The organism is Litchfieldia sinesaloumensis (assembly GCF_900156865.1).
Classification (GTDB): Bacteria; Bacillota; Bacilli; order Bacillales; family Bacillaceae_L; genus Ferdinandcohnia; species Ferdinandcohnia sinesaloumensis.
This window is the reverse complement of record NZ_LT732529.1, coordinates 1,168,149-1,187,263: the sequence shown is the minus strand read 5'-3', so window position 1 is coordinate 1,187,263 and position 19,115 is coordinate 1,168,149. Positions and strand designations below refer to the sequence as shown.

The following is a 19,115-nucleotide window of genomic DNA, read 5'->3' as shown; positions in this document are numbered from 1 at the left end:
TAATAATATGGCTATATAGGCGTTATTTTACACATGATTATTAACAAAAAAATCCATCTAGATTTAACTCTTACAAAACATTGGACAACCCTATAATTAAATTCTTCATATGTATTGACTCTGTGGTGTACCCCATACTTTAAGATATTATCGGAGGATGAGAATGTACAAGATTAGTGAATTTGCTGAAATGACAGGGCTAAGCAAGGAAACGTTAAGATACTATGAGGACGTTAAACTCCTGGAGCCTGCCTATATTAATCCTAAAAACAAATACCGATACTATGATGACGGTAGTTTTTTTCTTGCAGTGCTGCTTGTTAAACTTAGAAACCTTGGCTTTTCAATCCAAGAAATGAAATCTATCATGAATGATGAATCTTTTGGCAATCTAGAACAATTAATGATCCAGAAAAGAACTAAAATTGAGAACCAAATTGCAGAACTTCGTCTTCAAATTGAGGAGATAGATGAATTTCTCGCATCTGGTAAGGAGGAAAAATAATGATTGAATGGAAGAACGAAACGATAATTGAGGCCAATATCGAAAAAGTATGGGAACTATTTTCTGATAAAAATATAAAAAGAATTATGCCGAAAGTCGAGGAACATACCTTAATAGAAAAAACGGAAGAAGAGGTTGGGGCTAAGCATCAGCAAACCTATCGAGAAGGAAAACGAGTAGAAACCTATATTGTTGAAACGAAAAATTATGTGAATACCGAAAATAAAAAGGTGAAAGAAACAAGTTTTGTACTAGGGAAAGCATTCCAAATCACAACGACTTATACACTTTTGAAAGTAGATGATTCCCACACCAAGCTCATCTATGAGGGGCAGAATAAAGGGGTAAACTTTGTCGGAAGAGCAATGCTAAAATTAAGCAGTAAAAATGCAAATCATGACGTAGTAAAGGAATTTATGGACCGCGTTTCTAACGAGGCCTTAAAAATGTAAAACAAAAAAATTTCTAACAAGTTAGCACATTTTCAAAACCTCCTCATATACTACTTATTGTGTGAGAAATTAATTAGGTAGAAGGGAAGTACGAGAGAATGAGCAACGAGATTAAAACACCAGTTACAAATGACTACAAGGACTATGAAGGATACAAAATCATTGAGGTTAACCTTAATAACCCAACAGAAAACCTTTTTGCAGTTGTAACTCCAATTAAACATCAATAAATCAATCAAAAATACTATCTTTTCGTAGTAATCTTACATAGGAAAGATAGTATTTTTATTTTGTAACGAAAATAGGTACAATAAAGGAAATGATTTTTATAGGGAGCAGGACATGAAGGAATTAAACCATATCGTAGCGTTATTTGAAGAAAATAGGAATCAAGAGAATGCAGTTCCTATGCAAAAATATATGAAAAATAAATTTGCATTCCTTGGAATCAAAACACCTTTAAGAAGACAACTAACAAGTAGTTTTTATAAAGAAACAGGGATTTTAAAACAAGGAATAAACCTTGAATTTGTCACTCAATTGTGGGAGATGGATGAGCGAGAATACCAATATGCAGCACAGGACTATTTGGTAAAATCGATTAAAAAAATCAGTAAAGACCACCTACCATTCATTGAAAATCTCATCACTACAAAATCATGGTGGGATACAGTGGACGTACTTGCACCCCACCTCGTTGGGAAAATTGCAAAAGAAACACCAAGTGTTATTGAAGAGAGTATTGAAAAATGGGCAAAGAGTGACAACTTATGGTTAAAGCGTTCTTCAATCCTTTTTCAATTAAAATATAAAGAAGAAACCAAAGAGGCAATCCTCTATAAATACATAATCGCTAATGCCGAAAGTAAGGAGTTTTTTATCCAAAAGGCAATCGGCTGGGCTTTACGAGAATACTCAAAGACCAACCCTAGTTCAGTCAGGGATTTTATTAATGAAACACCATTACCAAAGCTCAGTATAAGAGAGGGTAGTAAATATATTTGAGGCTAGGACACTACATATGAGAAGTCTACTAATTAAATTTCTTTACAATTAGATAAGAACAGACTATGCTTATAAATAGAATATTCGCAAACTACTAGGGGTGCCCAATTGGGCTGAGAGAAAAACGGACGTTTTTTAACCCTTTGGACCTGATCCGGCTAATACCGGCGGAGGAAAGTAGAGTGGAAACCTTCCATTTTTTCTTGATACCTAAGCCAGGTCCATTTTGTGGACTTGGCTTTTTTGCGTTGTTCCAATTACTATTTTAGGAGGCTATTAGAATGAAGCTAGAAAATCAGGTTGTACTTGTAACAGGTGGTGCACGCGGTTTAGGAAAAGAAATTGTAAAAGCATTTGCTAATGAAGGAGCAAGAGTTGTCATCAATTACTTTCAAAGTGAAGAAAAAGCACTTTCACTTAAAGAAGAGATTGGTGAAAAAGCAATAGCAATTCAAGCAGATATAAGGGATAAGGGACAAATACAGAACTTATTCGTTGAGGCTAAGAAGCATTTTGATCAACCAATCACTACCGTTGTTAATAATGCATTAATCAACTTCCGGTTTGACCCGGTCGCACGTAAAAACGCTGAAGACATCTCGTGGGAGGATTATCACAATCAGCTTGAAGGTGCAATAAAAGGTGCATTACATACAACACAAACAGCTATTCCGGATATGAAGGAAATTGGATTTGGCCGTATGATCATGATTGGTACAAATCTCGTTCAAAATCCAGTCGTAGCTTATCATGATTACAACACAAGTAAAGCAGCACTATTAGGATTCACTCGAAACATAGCTAAAGACCTCGGGGCATATGGTATAAACGTGAACATGATTTCAGGTGGCTTACTTCAAACAACTGATGCAAGCTCAGCGACATCTGAAGAGGTATTTCAATTGATAAAAGATTCTACACCACTACAAAAAGTAACGACTCCAGAGGACGTAGCCAATGCTGTTCTTTTCTTTGCTTCACCTTGGAGTAGTGGAGTGACCGGTCAGAACCTTGTTGTTGATGGCGGTTTGGTAATGGACTAAATAGAGGAGAATTCATCATGAATAAAACACTAAAATTAACAATGACAGCAATGTTCGTAGCCATAGGTACAATTACGAGCCATCTATTTTCGATTCCACTGGGGTTTACTAGGGTTTTTCCAATGCAGCATTTCATTAATGTATTATCAGCCGTAATCTTAGGGCCAGCATATGCCGTTTTACAAGCCTTTTCAGTGTCACTTCTTCGAAACATGATTGGAACTGGCTCATTATTTGCCTTTCCAGGAAGTATGATTGGAGCATTTTTAGCTGCATATTTGTATTCAAAAACAAAGAAAGCTTCGATGGCAATGACAGGTGAAATTATCGGAACAGGAATTTTGGGCGCAGTGGCCTGTTATCCGATTGCTACGCTTATTCTTGGTCAAGATGTGGCTTTATTCGGATTCGTACCTTCCTTTATTTTCAGCTCCATTGCTGGATCCATGTTCGGATTTATCATTGTTGGTTTCGTTTTAAAAAGCTCAGCCTTTAAAACATTCCAACAGCGTAACTTTTAGTATGTTAAAGAGACTAAACAAGAACTGTTTAGTCTCTTCTTAAATGAGTAAACCTCCGACGACGTAGAGGGCAATTGCGATGACACCACCAACTGCTGAAAGTTTTAATTTATATTGGGCATACTCCACAAGCTCTAAATCCAAAATAGAAGCTGTTGTAATTGTGGTATCGCCCAGTGGAGATGTTAACGCACCGAATGCGCCGCTTGCAAATACAGCGCCGACTGTAAGTGGGATAGAGGCACCGGTTGACAAGGCCAATGCGATTCCAAGTGGCATAAATAACCCCCAGGTTCCCCACGAAGACCCGATGAAGTACCCAACAACAGAACCAATCAAGAAGATCGTCGCAGGTGTTAAAAAGCCCGGTAGAAATGAGCCAAGAGTTGAACTAATAAATGCGGAAAACCCAAGCTCTTCAGCGGATAAAGTAAGTGCCCATATAAGAATAAGAAGGCTAACCGCTTGCATCATTTGATTTCCACCATCGTAAAAATGATACATAATTTCATGCAACTTCTGCTTTCGAATTACATAAAAAACAAATGTAAAAATAAGCGTTATAAATACAGCCAACAGCATAACAAAAGTAGCATCTGCCATTGAAAACGCCTCAAATACCGTTCGAGCCCCCAGAGAACGACCATTTTCCCATAATAGATAAAGAGATAAACCTAAAAGTAAAAACACTGGGACAATTAAATGCCAAGGCTGTGCTTTTACAAGGGAAAGCTCTTTCTTAATGCCAATTCGATGATATTCATGTTCATGATCTTCTTTTTCATGATTCGTTACAGGTTTGGCCCCTTTTTTTGAAGGCCAAAATGTCTGAATGATACCAATTAACAACATTACAATTGCATAAAAATTAAATAAGATACTTAATAAAAACACTTGGTAGGCAGACATTCCTAAATCAAGCCCCCTAATACCGCCTTCAACTAGTGATACCATGAACCCTACGAAAGCAGTTGCTACGGGTAATAGAACAATAACCGACTCCGTCGAAATATCAAGTGTCATGCCAACCTTTTGCTTTGAAAGGTTCATTTTTTTAATGAGTTGTTTAATGATGGGGCCAATCATCATAATCCGAAACATCGGCATCATAAAAGTAAACGGCAGGGTAAGCCAAATTAATCCAAGTAATCCTCGTTCGCTTTTAATTTTCTTTTCTATCCATTCCGTAAATCCTTTAATTCCCCCGGCTATATTCATCATCCCAACTAAACCACCAAAAACATATAGGAAACTTACGATTTTTATATTCGTTGGATCTGATAAGGTTGTCACAATGTATGTAATTGATTGCTGAATTCCGCCTAATAAATCGGAAGTAACTAGAATTGAACCAACTACTAATCCTAAAACAAGTCCGGGTAAAATATCCTTTAACCAAACCGCCATCCCAATCACAATAATAAATGGGATAAGCGATAGCCATGAATGTTCCAAACTAAAATCCTCCAATATAAAAATAGTTCATTTGGATAGTATGACCAATTCGGTAGGGGAGTATTTGATACATGATAAATGACTCAAGCAAGAAAGTTTGTTTCTTTTCATTCAATTGATAAGATAGTATTGTGATACTTGAAAAGAAAGGAAAATAAATATGACAAATATAAATATACCTGTTTCCGTTCTAAATCTTGCTCCAATCCGCATGGGACAGAATGGGAAAGACGCAATAGATGCTATGGTTGACTTAGCCCAAGCAACTGAAAAAATGGGATACACACGTTATTGGATTGCTGAACACCATAATTCACCAACGCTAGTTAGTTCAGCCACATCCATTTTAATTAAACACACCTTGGAGCACACTGAAAAAATTAGAGTAGGCTCCGGTGGTATTATGTTGCCGAACCATTCACCACTTGTTGTTGCAGAACAGTTTGGAACAATGGCTACCATCTATCCAGATCGTCTTGATTTAGGGCTTGGCCGGGCACCAGGGACTGACATGATGACAGCTAGTGCCTTACGACGTTCAAAAAATGACTCTGTGTATACATTTCCAAATGATGTAGATGCTTTACTCACATATTTTGGGCCACTGGAAAGCCAGGGCTATGTAAAGGCATATCCAGGAGTCGGTACGAACATACCAATCTACATCCTTGGTTCTTCAACAGATTCTGCATACTTAGCAGCAAAACTTGGACTTCCTTATGTTTTCGCCTCGCATTTCGCGCCAAGATACATGGAAGAAGCGATTTCGATTTACAGAAATCGTTTTGAGCCATCCGAATATTTAAGCTCACCATACATGATGGTTTGCTTGAATGTCATCGCGACTGAAACAGACGAAGAGGCACAAAGGGAAATTACAACCATGCAGCAGTTTTTCCTAAACGTTGTTCGTGGGTCGCAAAATCCTTTACAGCCACCAGTTGATAATATGGACGAACTTTGGAGACAAGCTGAAAAGGAAATGGCAAACTCCATGTCGAGTGTTACATTATTAGGAAGTAAGGATTCCATTCGTAGTCAATTAACGAGCTTCCAGGAAAAATACAATGTCGATGAACTCATGGCCGTTTCGTATATTTATAATCAAGAAAAGCAAAAACGTTCATACGAAATCCTAAAAGAAGTAGTCGATGGAAAATAAGTATTTGCTGCCCATTTTCATTGGTTAGTAGGGGTATTGTTTGATGATTAGACGATTTAAAACAAATTACTTCACAATATCCCTTAAACTTGATAAAATAAAGTGAAACTAAATATTGATCTATCTTCGGGGCCGGGTGAAAATCCCGACCGGCGGTGATGAGATTATTTCTCTAAGCCCGCGAGCCGCAAGGCAGGATTTGGTGCGATTCCAAAGCCGACAGTATAGTCTGGATGGGAGAAGATGGAGGTTCTGCGCGTTCAAAAAATTTATATTGCTTGGACGTTTATTAAGCATGCCTTTGACATTAACTCCCTCAAGAAGCTAATTCTTGGGGGTTTTTATTTGGGTATGCCTTAAGAAAGCTGAACTTTCTTCTTTTGAAGTAGATCGCAAAAGAGGAGAGAAAAGAAAATGAAGAAAATACCTTTACGTCAGTTTGTTGCAATTGCAATGTTGAGTACGATTTCGTACATCCTAATGTTTTTCAACTTTCCCTTGCCAACATTCCCAAGCTTTTTGAATGTCGATTTTAGCGATGTTCCAGCATTACTTGCAGCACTTATTTTTGGACCGATAGCCGGAATCTTAGTGGAGTTGTTTAAAAACCTAATTGACTTTGCATTAACAGGCAGCGAGACACCAATTCCAATTGGACATATCTCAAACTTTTTAGCAGGGATTATTTTCGTTCTAACAACCTACTATATCTTTAAACTATTAAAAACGAAATTAGGCTTAACCATCGGACTAATTGGCGGCACAGCTATGATGGCAATTATCATGAGTGTTCTTAACTATTATGTTTTCTTACCGGCATTCAACTTTTTCTTAAACATCCCAGCGATGTCATCACCGGAAACACTCAAAATGGTAGTTTACGCAATCCTTCCATTTAACTTATTAAAAGGATTGATTGTCGCAACCATCTTCATGTTACTGTACGCTCGTTTACATCCGTGGATTAATAAACAAGCTTCTTCGATATAAATATCTATAATGACAGGCACCCAGTAGTGGGTGCCTGTTTTGGTTAATTGGCATTATATTATACATTAACCCCAAAGAAACATCACAAATCCATCCACAAAATGGTAAACTGATAATAGAATTATCGAAGGGGATGGAACGATGAAAAAGAAGATCGTCCTTGCGGGAGGGACAGGTTTTGTTGGTACATATTTTAAGAAACGGTTTTCTGAATTAGGTTATGAAGTTATCGTTATTTCGAGAAATGCACCTAGTATCACTTGGGAAGATACAGAGGGTATTATTCAAGCACTTGAAGGTACAGAGATGCTTATAAATCTTGCGGGAAAATCTGTGAATTGTAGATATAATGAAAAGAACAAGCATGAAATTTTACACTCTCGAATAGAGACCACTACTCTACTTGGTGATGCAATCAAAGAATGTCAGCACCCACCCAAGTTGTGGATTAACTCAAGTACTGCTACCATCTATCGACATGCCGAAGATAGACCGATGACCGAGGAAACAGGGGAGATCGGTACCGGCTTTTCCGTAGATGTCGCGAAGAAGTGGGAGGAAACCTTTTTCTCATTTCAATTTCCAGAAGTGAGACAAGTAGCACTGCGGATTTCAATTGTACTCGGAGCTGATGGTGGTGTGATGATTCCATACCAAAACCTTGTCCGTTTTGGACTTGGTGGAATTCAAGGACCAGGAACTCAGATGTTTAGCTGGATCCATATCGAGGATTTGTTCGATATTGTGATGTACATTCATAAACATCCGCATTTATCAGGGATTTTTAACTGTTCCACACCAAATCCACTAACGAATCGCGAACTAATGGCTAGTCTTCGAAAAGCGTATAATCGTAAATTAGATTTACCTGCACCATCATGGTTACTTAAACTTGGTGCTATTTTTATAAGGACAGAAACGGAATTAATCTTGAAAAGTAGATGGGTACTACCAGAACGCCTTGTAAATGAGGGCTTTGTTTTTACGTATCCTACGATTGATCAGGCACTTTCCCAAATTACAAATAAAAACTTTTGAAACTATTTTCTTATAAATCCGTAAACAATAATATTACTTACAAAATTGGAGGGAATGTAAATGAAAGATAAGGGCTGTGTGAAGTGCGGAAGTACAAATGCTGGGACTAAGGATGTTTCGATGACAGGATCTGGGCTAACGAAAATGTTGGATATTCAAAATAATCGTTTTACCGTTGTATTCTGTAAGAACTGTGGGTACTCTGAATTTTATAATAAAAATTCTTCAACTGCATCAAACATTCTTGACCTATTCTTTGGATAATTGCAAAAAGGAGAAGAGCTTTCATGTTGAAACAATTTACGATACACACAAGTAATCGTGATCAAATGATTGATGTAACCGATAAAGTACAGCGAGTTATTGATGAAAGTGGAACAAGTGGCGGAGCCGTAATTGTGTACTGCCCCCATACAACAGCAGGGATTACCATTAACGAAAATGCAGATCCTGATGTAAAACGTGATATGCTACGTCGATTTGATGAGGTATATCCATGGCATCACGAACTAGACCTTCATATAGAGGGTAATACGGCTGCACATATGAAAGCTAGTACGGTGGGTTCTTCACAACATATTATCATCACAGATGGCAGGTTATTATTAGGTACGTGGCAGGGAATCTATTTCTGTGAATTTGATGGTCCTCGAACACGCAGTTTTTATGTAAAAATAATCTAGAGGCGAATACCGATTATTATTCGCCTATTTTTCATTGTAAAAAACAATTTCATCGACATTTTCAATCCATTTCTCAGCTTTAGACCCATCCAAATTTGACTTCCAAAGGGAACCTGTACGCTCAAGTAATGATTTCCCCCTAATCCATACTAATTTATTGATGGTAGGAACAAATTGCGGACTATAATCCCCAGAGCCTTCTGGCGGACTTGTTATTTTTGTTTGTTTATTGTCTTTTAGATTTATTAAAACCAAAAACGGGCGTGGATGCTGAGCAAAATCATTATTCCATTCTTGCTCATGAACTCGTGAAGCAACAATCTCCTCGTTTGACAACCAATCGAAATCTAAATCTGCATAGTTTGCTGGGGTATAGCTGCCTGAAGCTGGCATTTCACGTACCTTTATATCTTTGTTTTTAAAGCCGAAAACAATTCTCCCACCACCTGCAATAAACGCAAGTGTATCTGTACTTGGTGCCCATTTTGGTTTTCCAACACCAAAAATAACCTCATCCAAAACCTCAAAGTTTTTTCCATCGCGATCAATTACACAAAGCATATTACTATCCATCGACCAGGAAGCGGTTGGAGAAACAATGAATGAGATCCACTTTTCACTAGGTGAATATTCAAATTCATCCGCATAAACGGCTATTAATTGATTGTCCTTTGTTGTGCCGATTTCACGGGGAAGCTGGAAGAACTCTTCAACACCACCAAACAAGACGATATCACTGTAGTTTTCATTCACTTTTTTCGTATAAATGGTAGCACTTGACCAACCATCCGGCCGCAAAACTCCAGGAGTGGAGAGGAGAAATCCACTTCCATCAGGAAGCCAGGTATAGCCATCGACTCCAGTAGCGATATTATAGAACTTGGTAAAATCAGAAATATTGAGGATGCCATTCGAGTTAAAAGAGACGACATTTTTTGTAGGTGACCAGGTTGGTGCATGTCCATCATAGAAGAGCTTTTTCTTCTCTTGAGTTTCAATATGATAAACCCAGACCTCTGATTGGTTTTCATTCTGAGTAAACTCTGATGGAGTTGAGAGCTGGTATACAAGCCATTTCCCATCATGGGACCATAAAGGCTTTTCGTATACATTTTTTGAGTTTGTAATTTGGATTTCTTTATCACCTTGAAGTAACCAAAGGTCTCCTGCCCGTAAGAAGCTTGCTTTAACAGTTTCTTGTTTTTCTGCAAAATAGGTAAGTGGTGGACATAGCAGGCATAAAATAAGCGTTATTATGATTGATCGATACACCCTAAAACCTCCAATTGTCGTTTATATCGTTAATGTCTATCAAATATAACTGGAATATGTATACAGAAAATTCTTCTAACTTTTGTTAAAATGAAAGTAACACTGATTTATTTTAGGAGGAGAATAGGATGGATGAACGTTATCCGATTGGAGAATTTCATTTTGAGGGAGAAGTGACAGAGGAAGTAGTGACTAAATGGAGAAAAGAGATTGAGGCTTTACCATCTTTAGTAAGAGATGTTGTCGTAGGTTTAACAAATGAGCAACTGGACACGCCTTACCGTAATGGTGGATGGACACTTCGACAAGTTGTTCACCATATTGCAGACGCCTCGATGAATTCATATATTCGTTTTAAATTAGCATTAACAGAAGACAATCCATTAATTAAACCATATGATGAATCGAAGTGGGCTGAACTAACAGATTCGACACTACCTGTAGATGCCTCACTAGCCATAATTGATGGCGTTCACAAACGATGGGTTACACTCTTACAAAACTTTTCATTGCAGGATTTTGAATTAACCTTTGTACATCCAGAGGGTGGAGAAATGAAATTAGGTGTATTTCTAGGGTTTTGTGCATGGCATGGCAATCACCATTTAGCACATATCACTTCTCTAGAAAAAAAATAAAGCGAAATTGGTAAAAAGCATCTCAGGTAAATAGGGAGGATTCCGATGGCTAATGGCAAGACAAATGCACTAAGGATTTTAGATTCTAAAAAAATATCATATGAGACCTACACGTACGAAAGCAATGACGGGCAAATTGACGGGGTGTCTGTTGCAAACAAGGTCGGAAAAGATCCAAAGAAAGTCTACAAAACACTCGTGGCCCAAGGTAACAATAAGAATATCTTTGTGTTTGTCATACCAGTGGAAGAAGAGCTTGATCTTAAAAAGGCCGCAAAAGTTGCTGAAGTTAAGAAAGTCGAAATGATTCCTGTAAAAGATATTCAAAAACACACTGGTTACATAAGAGGCGGATGCTCTCCAATAGGTATGAAAAAAGCATATCCAACATTTATCGAGAAACAAGCCACTAATTTTGAAACGATCATTGTAAGTGCTGGAAAGATTGGTATGCAGGTAGAACTAAAGGTAGATGATCTACAAAATGCGACTGATGGCAAGATTTTTGACATCGTTAAAGATTAATCGACTATCGCCTTTTCAGCTAATATTGTAATCATCCTTTCAATGTATGGGCAAAGATATATAAGAAGGACCACTTGCTTTTTATATCTAACCCAATTAGCAATAGAAAGGATGTTTTTTATGGAATTTGTTTGGAACTCCATATTAATGGTATTAGCTGGCATTTTATTATTAAGAGTTGCCGGTAGAAAGTCAATCTCTCAAATGACATTAGCACAGACTGTTGTCATGATTTCAATTGGATCTGTCATAATCCAGCCGATTATAACCGATGGGGTATGGAGGACAATAGCAGTCGCAGCTATTTTCGTTGGAGCACTCATTTTAATGGAGTACCTGCAGGTAAAGTTTAATTTTATTGAAAAATTCATTACCGGCAAATCAAAAATTATTATTGATAACGGTGACCTTAATTTAAAGAATATGAAAAAACTTAGATTTACTGTCGATCAATTAGAAATGCGACTTCGTCAAAACGGAATTACAAACATAAATAATGTAAAATATGTGACATTAGAGCCCAATGGACAAATTGGCTATGAGTTAAAAGATGATGCAAAACCACTGACAGTGGGTGAATTCAAAAGGCTGATGGGGCTTATTCAAGAGGGCTCTGAACAGAATACTACTAAAGATCAACATAACATATTTACTGAAATAAAAAATAAAAATGAACAGAATAATCCTAGTCAACTGCATTAACCGCTTGTGAGTAACTTTTCTTTGTGATATAATATACATACAATTTTATTTACGATGTTTTTTCCTTAAGGGGAGTAGCTTTTACAGCAAAGTCGTCAATACAGAGAAGGATTCTCTCGGCTTTGTTGGCAACTATTACGTTGTTAGCAAGACCTTACCAGCAAACGGTATAGGTCTCTTTTGTTTTTTTCGGCCTATATCACAAAAGATATAGGCCTTTTCTCATCCACTAAATTAGGAAGGGAGTTCAATATGAATATTTTTACAACAAAGAATTTACCATTATTTATCACAAAGGAACTTGAACAACTACATAAAACAATAGGACCGATTATGGTGAAAACCTCTAAGTATCTATTTTGGTCTTTTCCATTAATCACGATTTCTCTTTTTAACTTAGGTTTTTTACTATTTTTCATGCCATTTACAAGTGAGTCGATTCCTTCACTTGTGATCTATTCAATTGTTGGTGCAATCGGTTTTGCTTTAGCTAAAGAAGCTAGATTTAAGAAAAAGGAAATAGAGAGCATTTCTTCAACTTATATCATCGACCGAATTACGAAGAGTGACGTAGTAACGGAAGGGCGACAGCAAGATTATATAACACGTCTTAAAAGCCAACCAAAACTTGCTTTGCATTTTTTCATAGAATTTCTAAATGAGGAAAAACAGAAAGAACAACGAAATCTTTATTCCTAAAGGAGTTTTCTTATCATGAAGCAACCAATTTACGAAGCAAAGCCAAAAGAGTTAGGTCCCCAAAAAGCACGTCCCAAAAAAACAATTCACCAAATTCTTAGGCAATTACAAAGCCAAGGAGTCAATGCAACGCTAAGTAAAAAACGAAGCAAGCTTGTATTAGGATCATAAATAAAGGAAACCTGACTTAACAAGAGTCAGGTTTTTTTGTAAGTTCATAAACTATTAATATCAAAGATAAGTAAATTGCATAGCCAAAAAATGAATAAACATGCATCCATGATGGGTCATGAACAAACAACCCAAAAAGTTCTGATAGTTTTTCGAATACTGACATAATCGCCGCAAGTACTATTACAGCAAAACACTTCCCGATAACGTTTAACTTTTGGCAGATCAACAGAAATACAATAACCATAAGTGGCAAACCTATTAATGTAAACCCAACATGAATGGTAAAACTATCAGAAAACGGACGTGCTGGAAACGAGTATAGGCCTTTTCCAACAAAATATAAGTCAAGATATGTGCCAATAAGAGTAGCTACAAGTACCGTAACTATTACACCTGGATTAGTCCAGAATTGAAATGGCTTTTTTTGCAATTGCTGCGAGCTCGAATTTTTCAAGAGTTTTACAATATTCATGAAGAATCTCACCATCCACATTTTCTATATCATCTACAAGGTAACGAATTACTTGCCAATCCTTGAACCAATCCTCTGTTTCAGGAGGCCTATGTTTTCTGTTTTTCCAGGCCATATCTAATCTGGGGCTATATATTCGAGGTGATCCTTTCGTAAGTTCACATGATTTTACACGGGATTTTAGTAAAGTGCCTGGCAGTCCTTCATCTACATTATTAAATATATGCGGCCAGTAATCCTTTCTAGATCCAGAATGCGGGACCCTCATTGCCCAAGCTTCCACTGAATTCAACCTCGTTATGTCACTGAATAAAATGAAATACAACCGTTTACCTAACAATATCCTCTCCTGCACTTGTTTAAAGTGATGGAGGGTTTGACCAATAAAATGAACTTTTCCCTTATCTTCAAATGGAAATAGAATATGATTTAAGTCAAATAAATCCTGAAGCTTGAATTGTAATGTATTCAAAACCTCCTTTTTATAGGTCGGATTTGAAAGAATACGTAATTCAAGATACTTCTGTTCATTGATAATTTGTCCAACTGTAAGTATATATGTATCCCGCTTTTCCCAAAAGTAATTCCAGATGGTCTCCATGAAGATGGACACATGAAAATACGGAAGTAGATAAAATAAATTCTTGCGATATTGTTTACTTGCTTCATAGAGTAAAAATTGAGGAAAGGCATCTTGAAAAATCAGCCAATTCCCCCGTTCTAAGAATGAAAAATAGAATTCAGCTTCTTGCTCTGTTAATAAACGTGAAAGCTGCCCACCTTTTAAATCTGTCATATTCCAACCACCATTGCGCGATACCATATGCCCGAGTAATGCCCAATGAATTTCGGGGTGAGCTTGGTAGAAATCTAGATAAGCTTTTGTCCTTGTAAGATTGTTTTTGTTAAGCTTTTGTGTCATCCAATTAATGTGTTGAATGAGTAACCTCTCTTCGGGAGAGAGGGGCGACATTACTTTCTGCCTTCTCTGTCTTTTCTTAAGATCTCTTTTGATTTGTAAAAGAGATTCAGGAAGTGGTACGATTTTCTTTTTTAAAAGTTTGCACACCGAGAAGACCTCCTCAATGAATGCTCATGCTTTATTTTGAATATGTATAGAAGAAGGCCTTACTTGGAGGTGACATATGTTAGATATGGTTGAGGACGGGATGCACAAACTCATTGATATCGTTAGAAAAGGGCAATCTTCAAATGGATCATGGCAGTACCCCTTCGAAACAGGGATTTCCACTGATTGTTATATGATTATCTTATTAAGAACCCTTGAAATAAATGATGAAAAACTGATTCGACAATTATCCGATAGAATATTAAGCAAGCAGGAAGAGAATGGGGCATGGAAGCTTTATTATGATGAAGGAGAAGGGAATGTTACAGCAACTTTAGAGGCTTACTATGCGCTGCTGTATTCCGGATATATGAAAGAAACAGATTACAAGATGAAACGGGCGAGAACATTTGTCGTTAATAATGGTGGAATTAAGAAAGCTCATATGTTCACAAAATTTATGCTTGCCTTAACAGGACAACAGAAGTGGCCGACCTTTTTCCCGCTGCCACTGGAATTAATTTTATTGCCTACCTCATTCCCCATTCATTTTTATAGTTTTTCAGAATTTGGAAGGGCAAATCTCGTACCAATTATGATTCTGGCTGATAAGAAATTTAGTCTAAAACCAAAAAATAGGCCTAATTTATCTAATCTAAATATCAAAAGGGCGGAAGATTTATTTGACTTTCGAAATTCGAATGAATGGAGGTCATTCTATTCAGAAATTAAACAGAGCGTTAATAACCTAATTGGGCTACCAACGTATCTCCACCAATTAGCAACCGAACAAGCCAAACAATATATGTTACGTCGGATTGAACCTGACGGAACCTTTCTAGGTTATTTTAGTTCGACATTCTTAATGATATTTGCTTTGCTCTCTTTGGGCTATTCTAAGAGGGATCCATTTATTATTAATGCCATTAACGGATTGAGAGCAATGAAAACAGAAATAGACGGACAACCACATATGCAGTACACCACTGCTGCTATTTGGAATACTTCTTTACTTAGTTATGCATTACAAGAAGCAGGAGTTTCGACAACCGACTCGATGATAAAAAAAGCAAATCACTATTTATTGAGACGCCAGCACATCAAATACGGGGATTGGGCGGTCCAAAACCCAACGGGGCTTCCGGGTGGGTGGGGCTTTGCAGATGTGAATACGATACATCCAGATGTAGATGACACTACTGCTTCCTTGCGTGCGATTGCTCGAATGGTGAAACAACAACCCATCTATCGACAAGCTTGGGATAGAGGATTACACTGGCTCCTTACCATGCAAAACGATGATGGCGGTTGGCCAGCATTTGAAAAAAATACGGATAGTAAACTACTAAGCTACTTACCTATTGAAAAAGCAGATTTTATTTTAACTGATCCATCCTCAGCAGATGTAACAGGGCGAACGCTTGAATATCTAGGTCACTATACGAAACTTCCAAATAAACATGATTCTGTTAAAGCAGCAATAAAATGGCTTATTAAAAATCAAAAAGACGATGGTTCATGGTATGGACGTTGGGGTATTTGTTATATCTATGGAACGTGGGGAGCTGTTACAGGCTTAAAGGCAGTTGGGGTGTTGTCAACACATTCATCCATAAAAAATGCTGTCAACTGGCTCGAATCTATTCAAAATCCAGATGGAGGTTGGGGAGAATCAAATAAAAGTGACAGTGAGGATCAATACGTACCATTAAAAACAAGTACTATAACACATACCGCATGGGCACTAGATGCCCTTATCGCAGCTAGTGAAATACCCACAAACGCGATAGAGCATGGAATTAGGTTTCTCGTTTCTAACATAGATCGAGATGACTGGACAACAGACTATCCAAAGGGGCAAGGGATGGCAGGAGACTTCTACATTCATTACCACAGTTATCGGTATATTTTCCCGCTAGTAGCACTCGCACACTACAAAAGGAAGTTCACTAAATAAAAGAGCTAAAAGAACAAATCTGCTCTTTTAGCTCTTCTGTAGCTTTGATGGGTTATTGATTTTAAAGTGAACGGGTTCCTCAATAAGGAATTCCTCGTCAACATCTTTGCCTTTTGCGAGTTTCTTTTTTACAATCTTTGCGTCAAACTCGAGGGAATTCCCAGGTTCAAGCTCTAGTTTTTTGAGTGTCTTTGAATGGGAGCACCAAGCCAGTCCGATTTCAACAGGTTCTTCTTGTTGAATAACCACATTCTCAAGTACAACAACTTCATCGTTATCCTCGTTAAAATGGTTCCATGTTAACGCCATTTGTTTAACTGTTGCTGTAAAATGGACCTTATCGGTTGGTAACTCTATTTTTGGTGCTCTTGTATTCTTCGTCTTTTTCTCAGGTTGTTCCGCCTTCACAGCTGGTTTTGATTCAGTTGGCTCCGTTTTTTGTACTGGAACCTCACTCGGTTTTTCCTTTTTCTTTGCTGGTGTGACCGATGTATCTGATATAGCTGATTTTGTGAAGTTTGGCGATTGCATTTCTTTTAAATAGGCAGGGTGAATACAAGTAAGACTGCCATCTTGAAATTCGAGTACAATTGTATTGTGTTCTTGCGTTTTGCCGTAGACCTCAAATCCTTTTATCGTCACAGCTCGTTGATGAGTTCTTTCTTTGTACCAGTATTCCTTTTTAACAGAAAGACCCCATTCTCGTATCTTCTCTTCATAATGAGCGTCATCAACAAATCGTTCATACTCTCCTTTTGGAGGTAGATACATTGTCCCGACTGAGTCCTCTACATGAGGCAATTTGTTCACCATGTATGAACATCCTTTCGTTTTTTACAAATTTATGTAATTCATATACAATGAAATGAAATAGTTCTATATTCCATATCATATATTTATTTCTTACATAATAAAAGGCTTTTAATTTAAGAACAAAGGAGAATCACTTATGACCACTACGTATAAGTCTCGAAATGAAGTGCCTGAGCAAGAAAAATGGAACTTGGATGATCTCTATTCAGATCTCACGAAATGGGAGGAAGATTATAAGCTCATTGACAAAATGGGGGAGGAGCTCGCTAGATTTGATGGAAATATTCATGACGGTCATTCGTTATGTGAATATTTAACATTGAGTGAAAAGCTTTCGTTTCATTTTAACAAACTCTTTGCTTATGCCATGTTAAAGGTCGATGAAGATACACGAGTAACGAACTCACAATCTTACATGGATCGAGCCAAACAGTTAAGTGTTAAGGTAAGCTCTGCTAATTCTTTTTTCATGCCTTTTTTATTAAGTTTAGATGAAGCTACATTAAAAGGGTATATTGCCGAAGAGAAAGGACTTCAATACTTTGAAAAGGACCTATTGGAATCTTTTCGATATAAACCACATGTTCTAAATAAGGACCAAGAAGAAATACTATCTCGACTTGGTGAAGCCCTTTCTGCACCGAGTACGACATATGGGATGATCAATAACGCAGATATTCGTTTTGGAAAAGTTACGAAGGAAAATGGTGAAAAGGTAGAATTAACAAGAGGGATGTATGCGAAACTGATTGAAGATGAGGATCGTGAAAAGCGTAGGGAAGCTTATAAGGCCTATTACGAACCTTATGTTCACTTAAAGAATTCAATCGCATCTACTTTGTCGGCAGCAATTAAGAATAATGTTACCATTTCGAAATTACGTCATTATCCATCTGCACTTGAAAAAGCATTATTTGGGGACAATGTTCCAAAAGACGTCTATGAAAATTTAATTGAGACAACTAAGAAGAATATTAGTGCGATGCACAAATACACAAGTATTCGAAAAGAGAAATTAGGTCTTGATGAGTTGCGCCAATATGATTTGAGTGTTCCGCTAGTAAGTGGAGCGAAGAAAGATATTTCGTATGATGAAGCGTTCGAAATCATGTGTAAAGCGCTTGCTCCATTAGGTAATGACTATATTGAGACACTAAAGGAATTTCGGAAAGCACGCTATTTTGATGTAAGGGAGACGCCAGGAAAACGTTCCGGTGCTTATAATTTAGGTGTATATGGTGTTCATCCATACATACTATTAAATCATCAGGATGACCTAGATAGTCTCTTTACTTTAGTTCATGAATGTGGTCATGGTGTTCACAGTAAATTGAGTTCCGAACATCAGCCACAAATCACTGCTCGTTACAGCATTTTTGTTGCTGAAGTTGCATCTACGGTAAATGAAGTACTTCTTATTAATTATTTATTGAATAATGAAGAAAATGAAAATGTGAAGAAGTTTTTAATTAATCATTTCATTGATAAATTTAAGGGCACTTTCTTTACACAAGTGATGTTTGCTGAATTTGAGAAGAAAACACATGAAATGGCTGAACAAGGTCAGCCGTTAAATGTCGAATCCTTTAGTGAAGTGTATGAAGGGTTGTTTAGAGAATATCATGGTGAGGAACTCGTATTTGATGATGAAGTAAAATATGGTTGGGCACGGATTCCACATTTCTACCGCCCATTCTACGTTTATAAGTATGCCACTGGATTCGCATCAGCGATTCATATCGCAACCAAGATTTTAGACGGGGACGAATCAACACTTGAGTCCTATCTTGAATTCTTAAAAAGTGGTAGTGCAGACTACCCGCTTGAACTGTTGAAAAAGACAGGGGTAGACCTTACAACACCATACCCCATTGAAAACTCAATGAAGAAATTTAATGAATTGGTAGAGGAGTTTTCTAAACTCTAATGACAAAAGCCTT

At 37.3% G+C, this 19,115-nt stretch carries 23 protein-coding genes and 2 riboswitches; of the genes, 18 read left to right on the top strand and 5 right to left on the bottom strand.

Annotated features, from left to right (window positions below; genetic code table 11):
* The first annotated feature begins 163 nt into the window (after window positions 1-163).
* The 6 genes from CZ490_RS05815 (at window position 164) to thiW (ending at window position 3,526) form a co-directional block, all read left to right on the top strand.
* Window positions 164-505, top strand: coding sequence for a MerR family transcriptional regulator (locus CZ490_RS05815; protein ID WP_077618013.1), 342 nt, complete (start codon window positions 164-166; stop codon window positions 503-505).
* On the top strand, window positions 505-957 hold the full coding sequence (locus CZ490_RS05810) for an SRPBCC family protein (RefSeq protein WP_077618012.1): 453 nt from the start codon (window positions 505-507) through the stop codon (window positions 955-957). Before CZ490_RS05815 ends, CZ490_RS05810 begins: the two co-directional genes overlap by 1 nt.
* Before the next feature lie 98 nt (window positions 958-1,055).
* The gene (locus CZ490_RS22780) at window positions 1,056-1,187 is read left to right on the top strand and encodes a hypothetical protein (protein WP_268762023.1); all 132 of its coding nucleotides are present in this window, start codon (window positions 1,056-1,058) and stop codon (window positions 1,185-1,187) included.
* A gap of 112 nt (window positions 1,188-1,299) precedes the next feature.
* Complete coding sequence (locus tag CZ490_RS05805; RefSeq protein WP_077618011.1) at window positions 1,300-1,962, top strand: DNA alkylation repair protein; 663 nt, start codon at window positions 1,300-1,302, stop codon at window positions 1,960-1,962.
* An 86-nt stretch (window positions 1,963-2,048) separates the two neighbouring features.
* A riboswitch (TPP riboswitch) is annotated at window positions 2,049-2,155 on the top strand.
* A gap of 88 nt (window positions 2,156-2,243) precedes the next feature.
* Window positions 2,244-3,005 carry a 3-oxoacyl-ACP reductase gene (locus tag CZ490_RS05800; RefSeq protein ID WP_077618010.1) on the top strand — a complete coding sequence of 254 codons (762 nt, stop codon included), beginning with the start codon at window positions 2,244-2,246 and terminating at the stop codon, window positions 3,003-3,005.
* A 17-nt stretch (window positions 3,006-3,022) separates the two neighbouring features.
* Window positions 3,023-3,526, top strand: a complete 504-nt coding sequence (thiW, locus tag CZ490_RS05795) for an energy coupling factor transporter S component ThiW (RefSeq protein ID WP_077618009.1) — start codon at window positions 3,023-3,025, stop codon at window positions 3,524-3,526.
* Window positions 3,527-3,565: 39 nt separating this feature from the next.
* Here the strand turns inward: thiW and CZ490_RS05790 are convergent, their stop codons facing one another.
* Window positions 3,566-4,981 carry a Na+/H+ antiporter NhaC family protein gene (locus tag CZ490_RS05790; RefSeq protein ID WP_077618008.1) on the bottom strand — a complete coding sequence of 472 codons (1,416 nt, stop codon included), beginning with the start codon at window positions 4,979-4,981 and terminating at the stop codon, window positions 3,566-3,568.
* A gap of 160 nt (window positions 4,982-5,141) precedes the next feature.
* Here CZ490_RS05790 and CZ490_RS05785 point away from each other — a divergent pair, with 160 nt between their 5' ends.
* The 5 genes from CZ490_RS05785 to CZ490_RS05765 all read left to right on the top strand — a co-directional run bounded on the left by CZ490_RS05785 (window position 5,142) and on the right by CZ490_RS05765 (window position 8,854).
* Window positions 5,142-6,143 (top strand): LLM class flavin-dependent oxidoreductase, encoded by a 1,002-nt coding sequence (locus tag CZ490_RS05785; RefSeq protein ID WP_077618007.1) that lies wholly within the window; start codon window positions 5,142-5,144, stop codon window positions 6,141-6,143.
* Between the two features lie 118 nt (window positions 6,144-6,261).
* Window positions 6,262-6,392, top strand: a riboswitch (FMN riboswitch).
* A 165-nt stretch (window positions 6,393-6,557) separates the two neighbouring features.
* A complete protein-coding gene (locus CZ490_RS05780) occupies window positions 6,558-7,133 on the top strand; it encodes an ECF transporter S component (protein WP_077618006.1) in 576 nt (191 codons plus the stop codon).
* A gap of 141 nt (window positions 7,134-7,274) precedes the next feature.
* Complete coding sequence (locus tag CZ490_RS05775) at window positions 7,275-8,171, top strand: TIGR01777 family oxidoreductase (RefSeq protein ID WP_077618005.1); 897 nt, start codon at window positions 7,275-7,277, stop codon at window positions 8,169-8,171.
* 60 nt (window positions 8,172-8,231) lie between these two features.
* Window positions 8,232-8,435 (top strand): zinc ribbon domain-containing protein, encoded by a 204-nt coding sequence (locus CZ490_RS05770; protein ID WP_077618004.1) that lies wholly within the window; start codon window positions 8,232-8,234, stop codon window positions 8,433-8,435.
* A 23-nt stretch (window positions 8,436-8,458) separates the two neighbouring features.
* A complete protein-coding gene (locus tag CZ490_RS05765; protein ID WP_077618003.1) occupies window positions 8,459-8,854 on the top strand; it encodes a secondary thiamine-phosphate synthase enzyme YjbQ in 396 nt (131 codons plus the stop codon).
* Between the two features lie 24 nt (window positions 8,855-8,878).
* Here the strand turns inward: CZ490_RS05765 and CZ490_RS05760 are convergent, their stop codons facing one another.
* A complete protein-coding gene (locus tag CZ490_RS05760) occupies window positions 8,879-10,126 on the bottom strand; it encodes a TolB family protein (protein ID WP_077618002.1) in 1,248 nt (415 codons plus the stop codon).
* Window positions 10,127-10,254: 128 nt separating this feature from the next.
* On the opposite strand from CZ490_RS05760, the gene CZ490_RS05755 reads away from it, so the two are divergent.
* The 5 genes from CZ490_RS05755 to CZ490_RS22285 all read left to right on the top strand — a co-directional run bounded on the left by CZ490_RS05755 (window position 10,255) and on the right by CZ490_RS22285 (window position 12,861).
* On the top strand, window positions 10,255-10,764 hold the full coding sequence (locus CZ490_RS05755; protein WP_077618001.1) for a YfiT family bacillithiol transferase: 510 nt from the start codon (window positions 10,255-10,257) through the stop codon (window positions 10,762-10,764).
* A gap of 45 nt (window positions 10,765-10,809) precedes the next feature.
* A complete protein-coding gene (gene ybaK / locus CZ490_RS05750) occupies window positions 10,810-11,289 on the top strand; it encodes a Cys-tRNA(Pro) deacylase (RefSeq protein WP_077618000.1) in 480 nt (159 codons plus the stop codon).
* Window positions 11,290-11,409: 120 nt separating this feature from the next.
* Window positions 11,410-11,991, top strand: coding sequence for a DUF421 domain-containing protein (locus CZ490_RS05745; RefSeq protein ID WP_077617999.1), 582 nt, complete (start codon window positions 11,410-11,412; stop codon window positions 11,989-11,991).
* Window positions 11,992-12,243: 252 nt separating this feature from the next.
* Window positions 12,244-12,690 carry a DUF5392 family protein gene (locus CZ490_RS05740; RefSeq protein ID WP_077617998.1) on the top strand — a complete coding sequence of 149 codons (447 nt, stop codon included), beginning with the start codon at window positions 12,244-12,246 and terminating at the stop codon, window positions 12,688-12,690.
* 15 nt (window positions 12,691-12,705) lie between these two features.
* Window positions 12,706-12,861, top strand: coding sequence for a hypothetical protein (locus CZ490_RS22285; RefSeq protein WP_159439913.1), 156 nt, complete (start codon window positions 12,706-12,708; stop codon window positions 12,859-12,861).
* A gap of 16 nt (window positions 12,862-12,877) precedes the next feature.
* Here CZ490_RS22285 and CZ490_RS05735 read toward each other — a convergent pair whose 3' ends face one another.
* Both CZ490_RS05735 and CZ490_RS05730 read right to left on the bottom strand, forming a co-directional pair.
* Window positions 12,878-13,294, bottom strand: a complete 417-nt coding sequence (locus CZ490_RS05735) for a CBO0543 family protein (RefSeq protein WP_077620952.1) — start codon at window positions 13,292-13,294, stop codon at window positions 12,878-12,880.
* Complete coding sequence (locus CZ490_RS05730) at window positions 13,263-14,405, bottom strand: DUF2515 domain-containing protein (protein ID WP_234987173.1); 1,143 nt, start codon at window positions 14,403-14,405, stop codon at window positions 13,263-13,265. The genes CZ490_RS05735 and CZ490_RS05730 overlap by 32 nt, the downstream gene beginning before the upstream one ends.
* Before the next feature lie 76 nt (window positions 14,406-14,481).
* Between CZ490_RS05730 and shc the strand changes: the two genes are divergently transcribed.
* Window positions 14,482-16,362, top strand: a complete 1,881-nt coding sequence (gene shc / locus CZ490_RS05725) for a squalene--hopene cyclase (RefSeq protein WP_077617997.1) — start codon at window positions 14,482-14,484, stop codon at window positions 16,360-16,362.
* A gap of 27 nt (window positions 16,363-16,389) precedes the next feature.
* On the opposite strand, the gene CZ490_RS05720 is transcribed toward shc, so the two are convergent.
* A complete protein-coding gene (locus CZ490_RS05720; protein WP_077617996.1) occupies window positions 16,390-17,175 on the bottom strand; it encodes a hypothetical protein in 786 nt (261 codons plus the stop codon).
* 136 nt (window positions 17,176-17,311) lie between these two features.
* On the opposite strand from CZ490_RS05720, the gene pepF reads away from it, so the two are divergent.
* Entirely contained in the window at window positions 17,312-19,102 is a 1,791-nt protein-coding gene (gene pepF / locus CZ490_RS05715; RefSeq protein WP_077617995.1) for an oligoendopeptidase F, read from the top strand.
* Window positions 19,103-19,115: the final 13 nt, after the last annotated feature.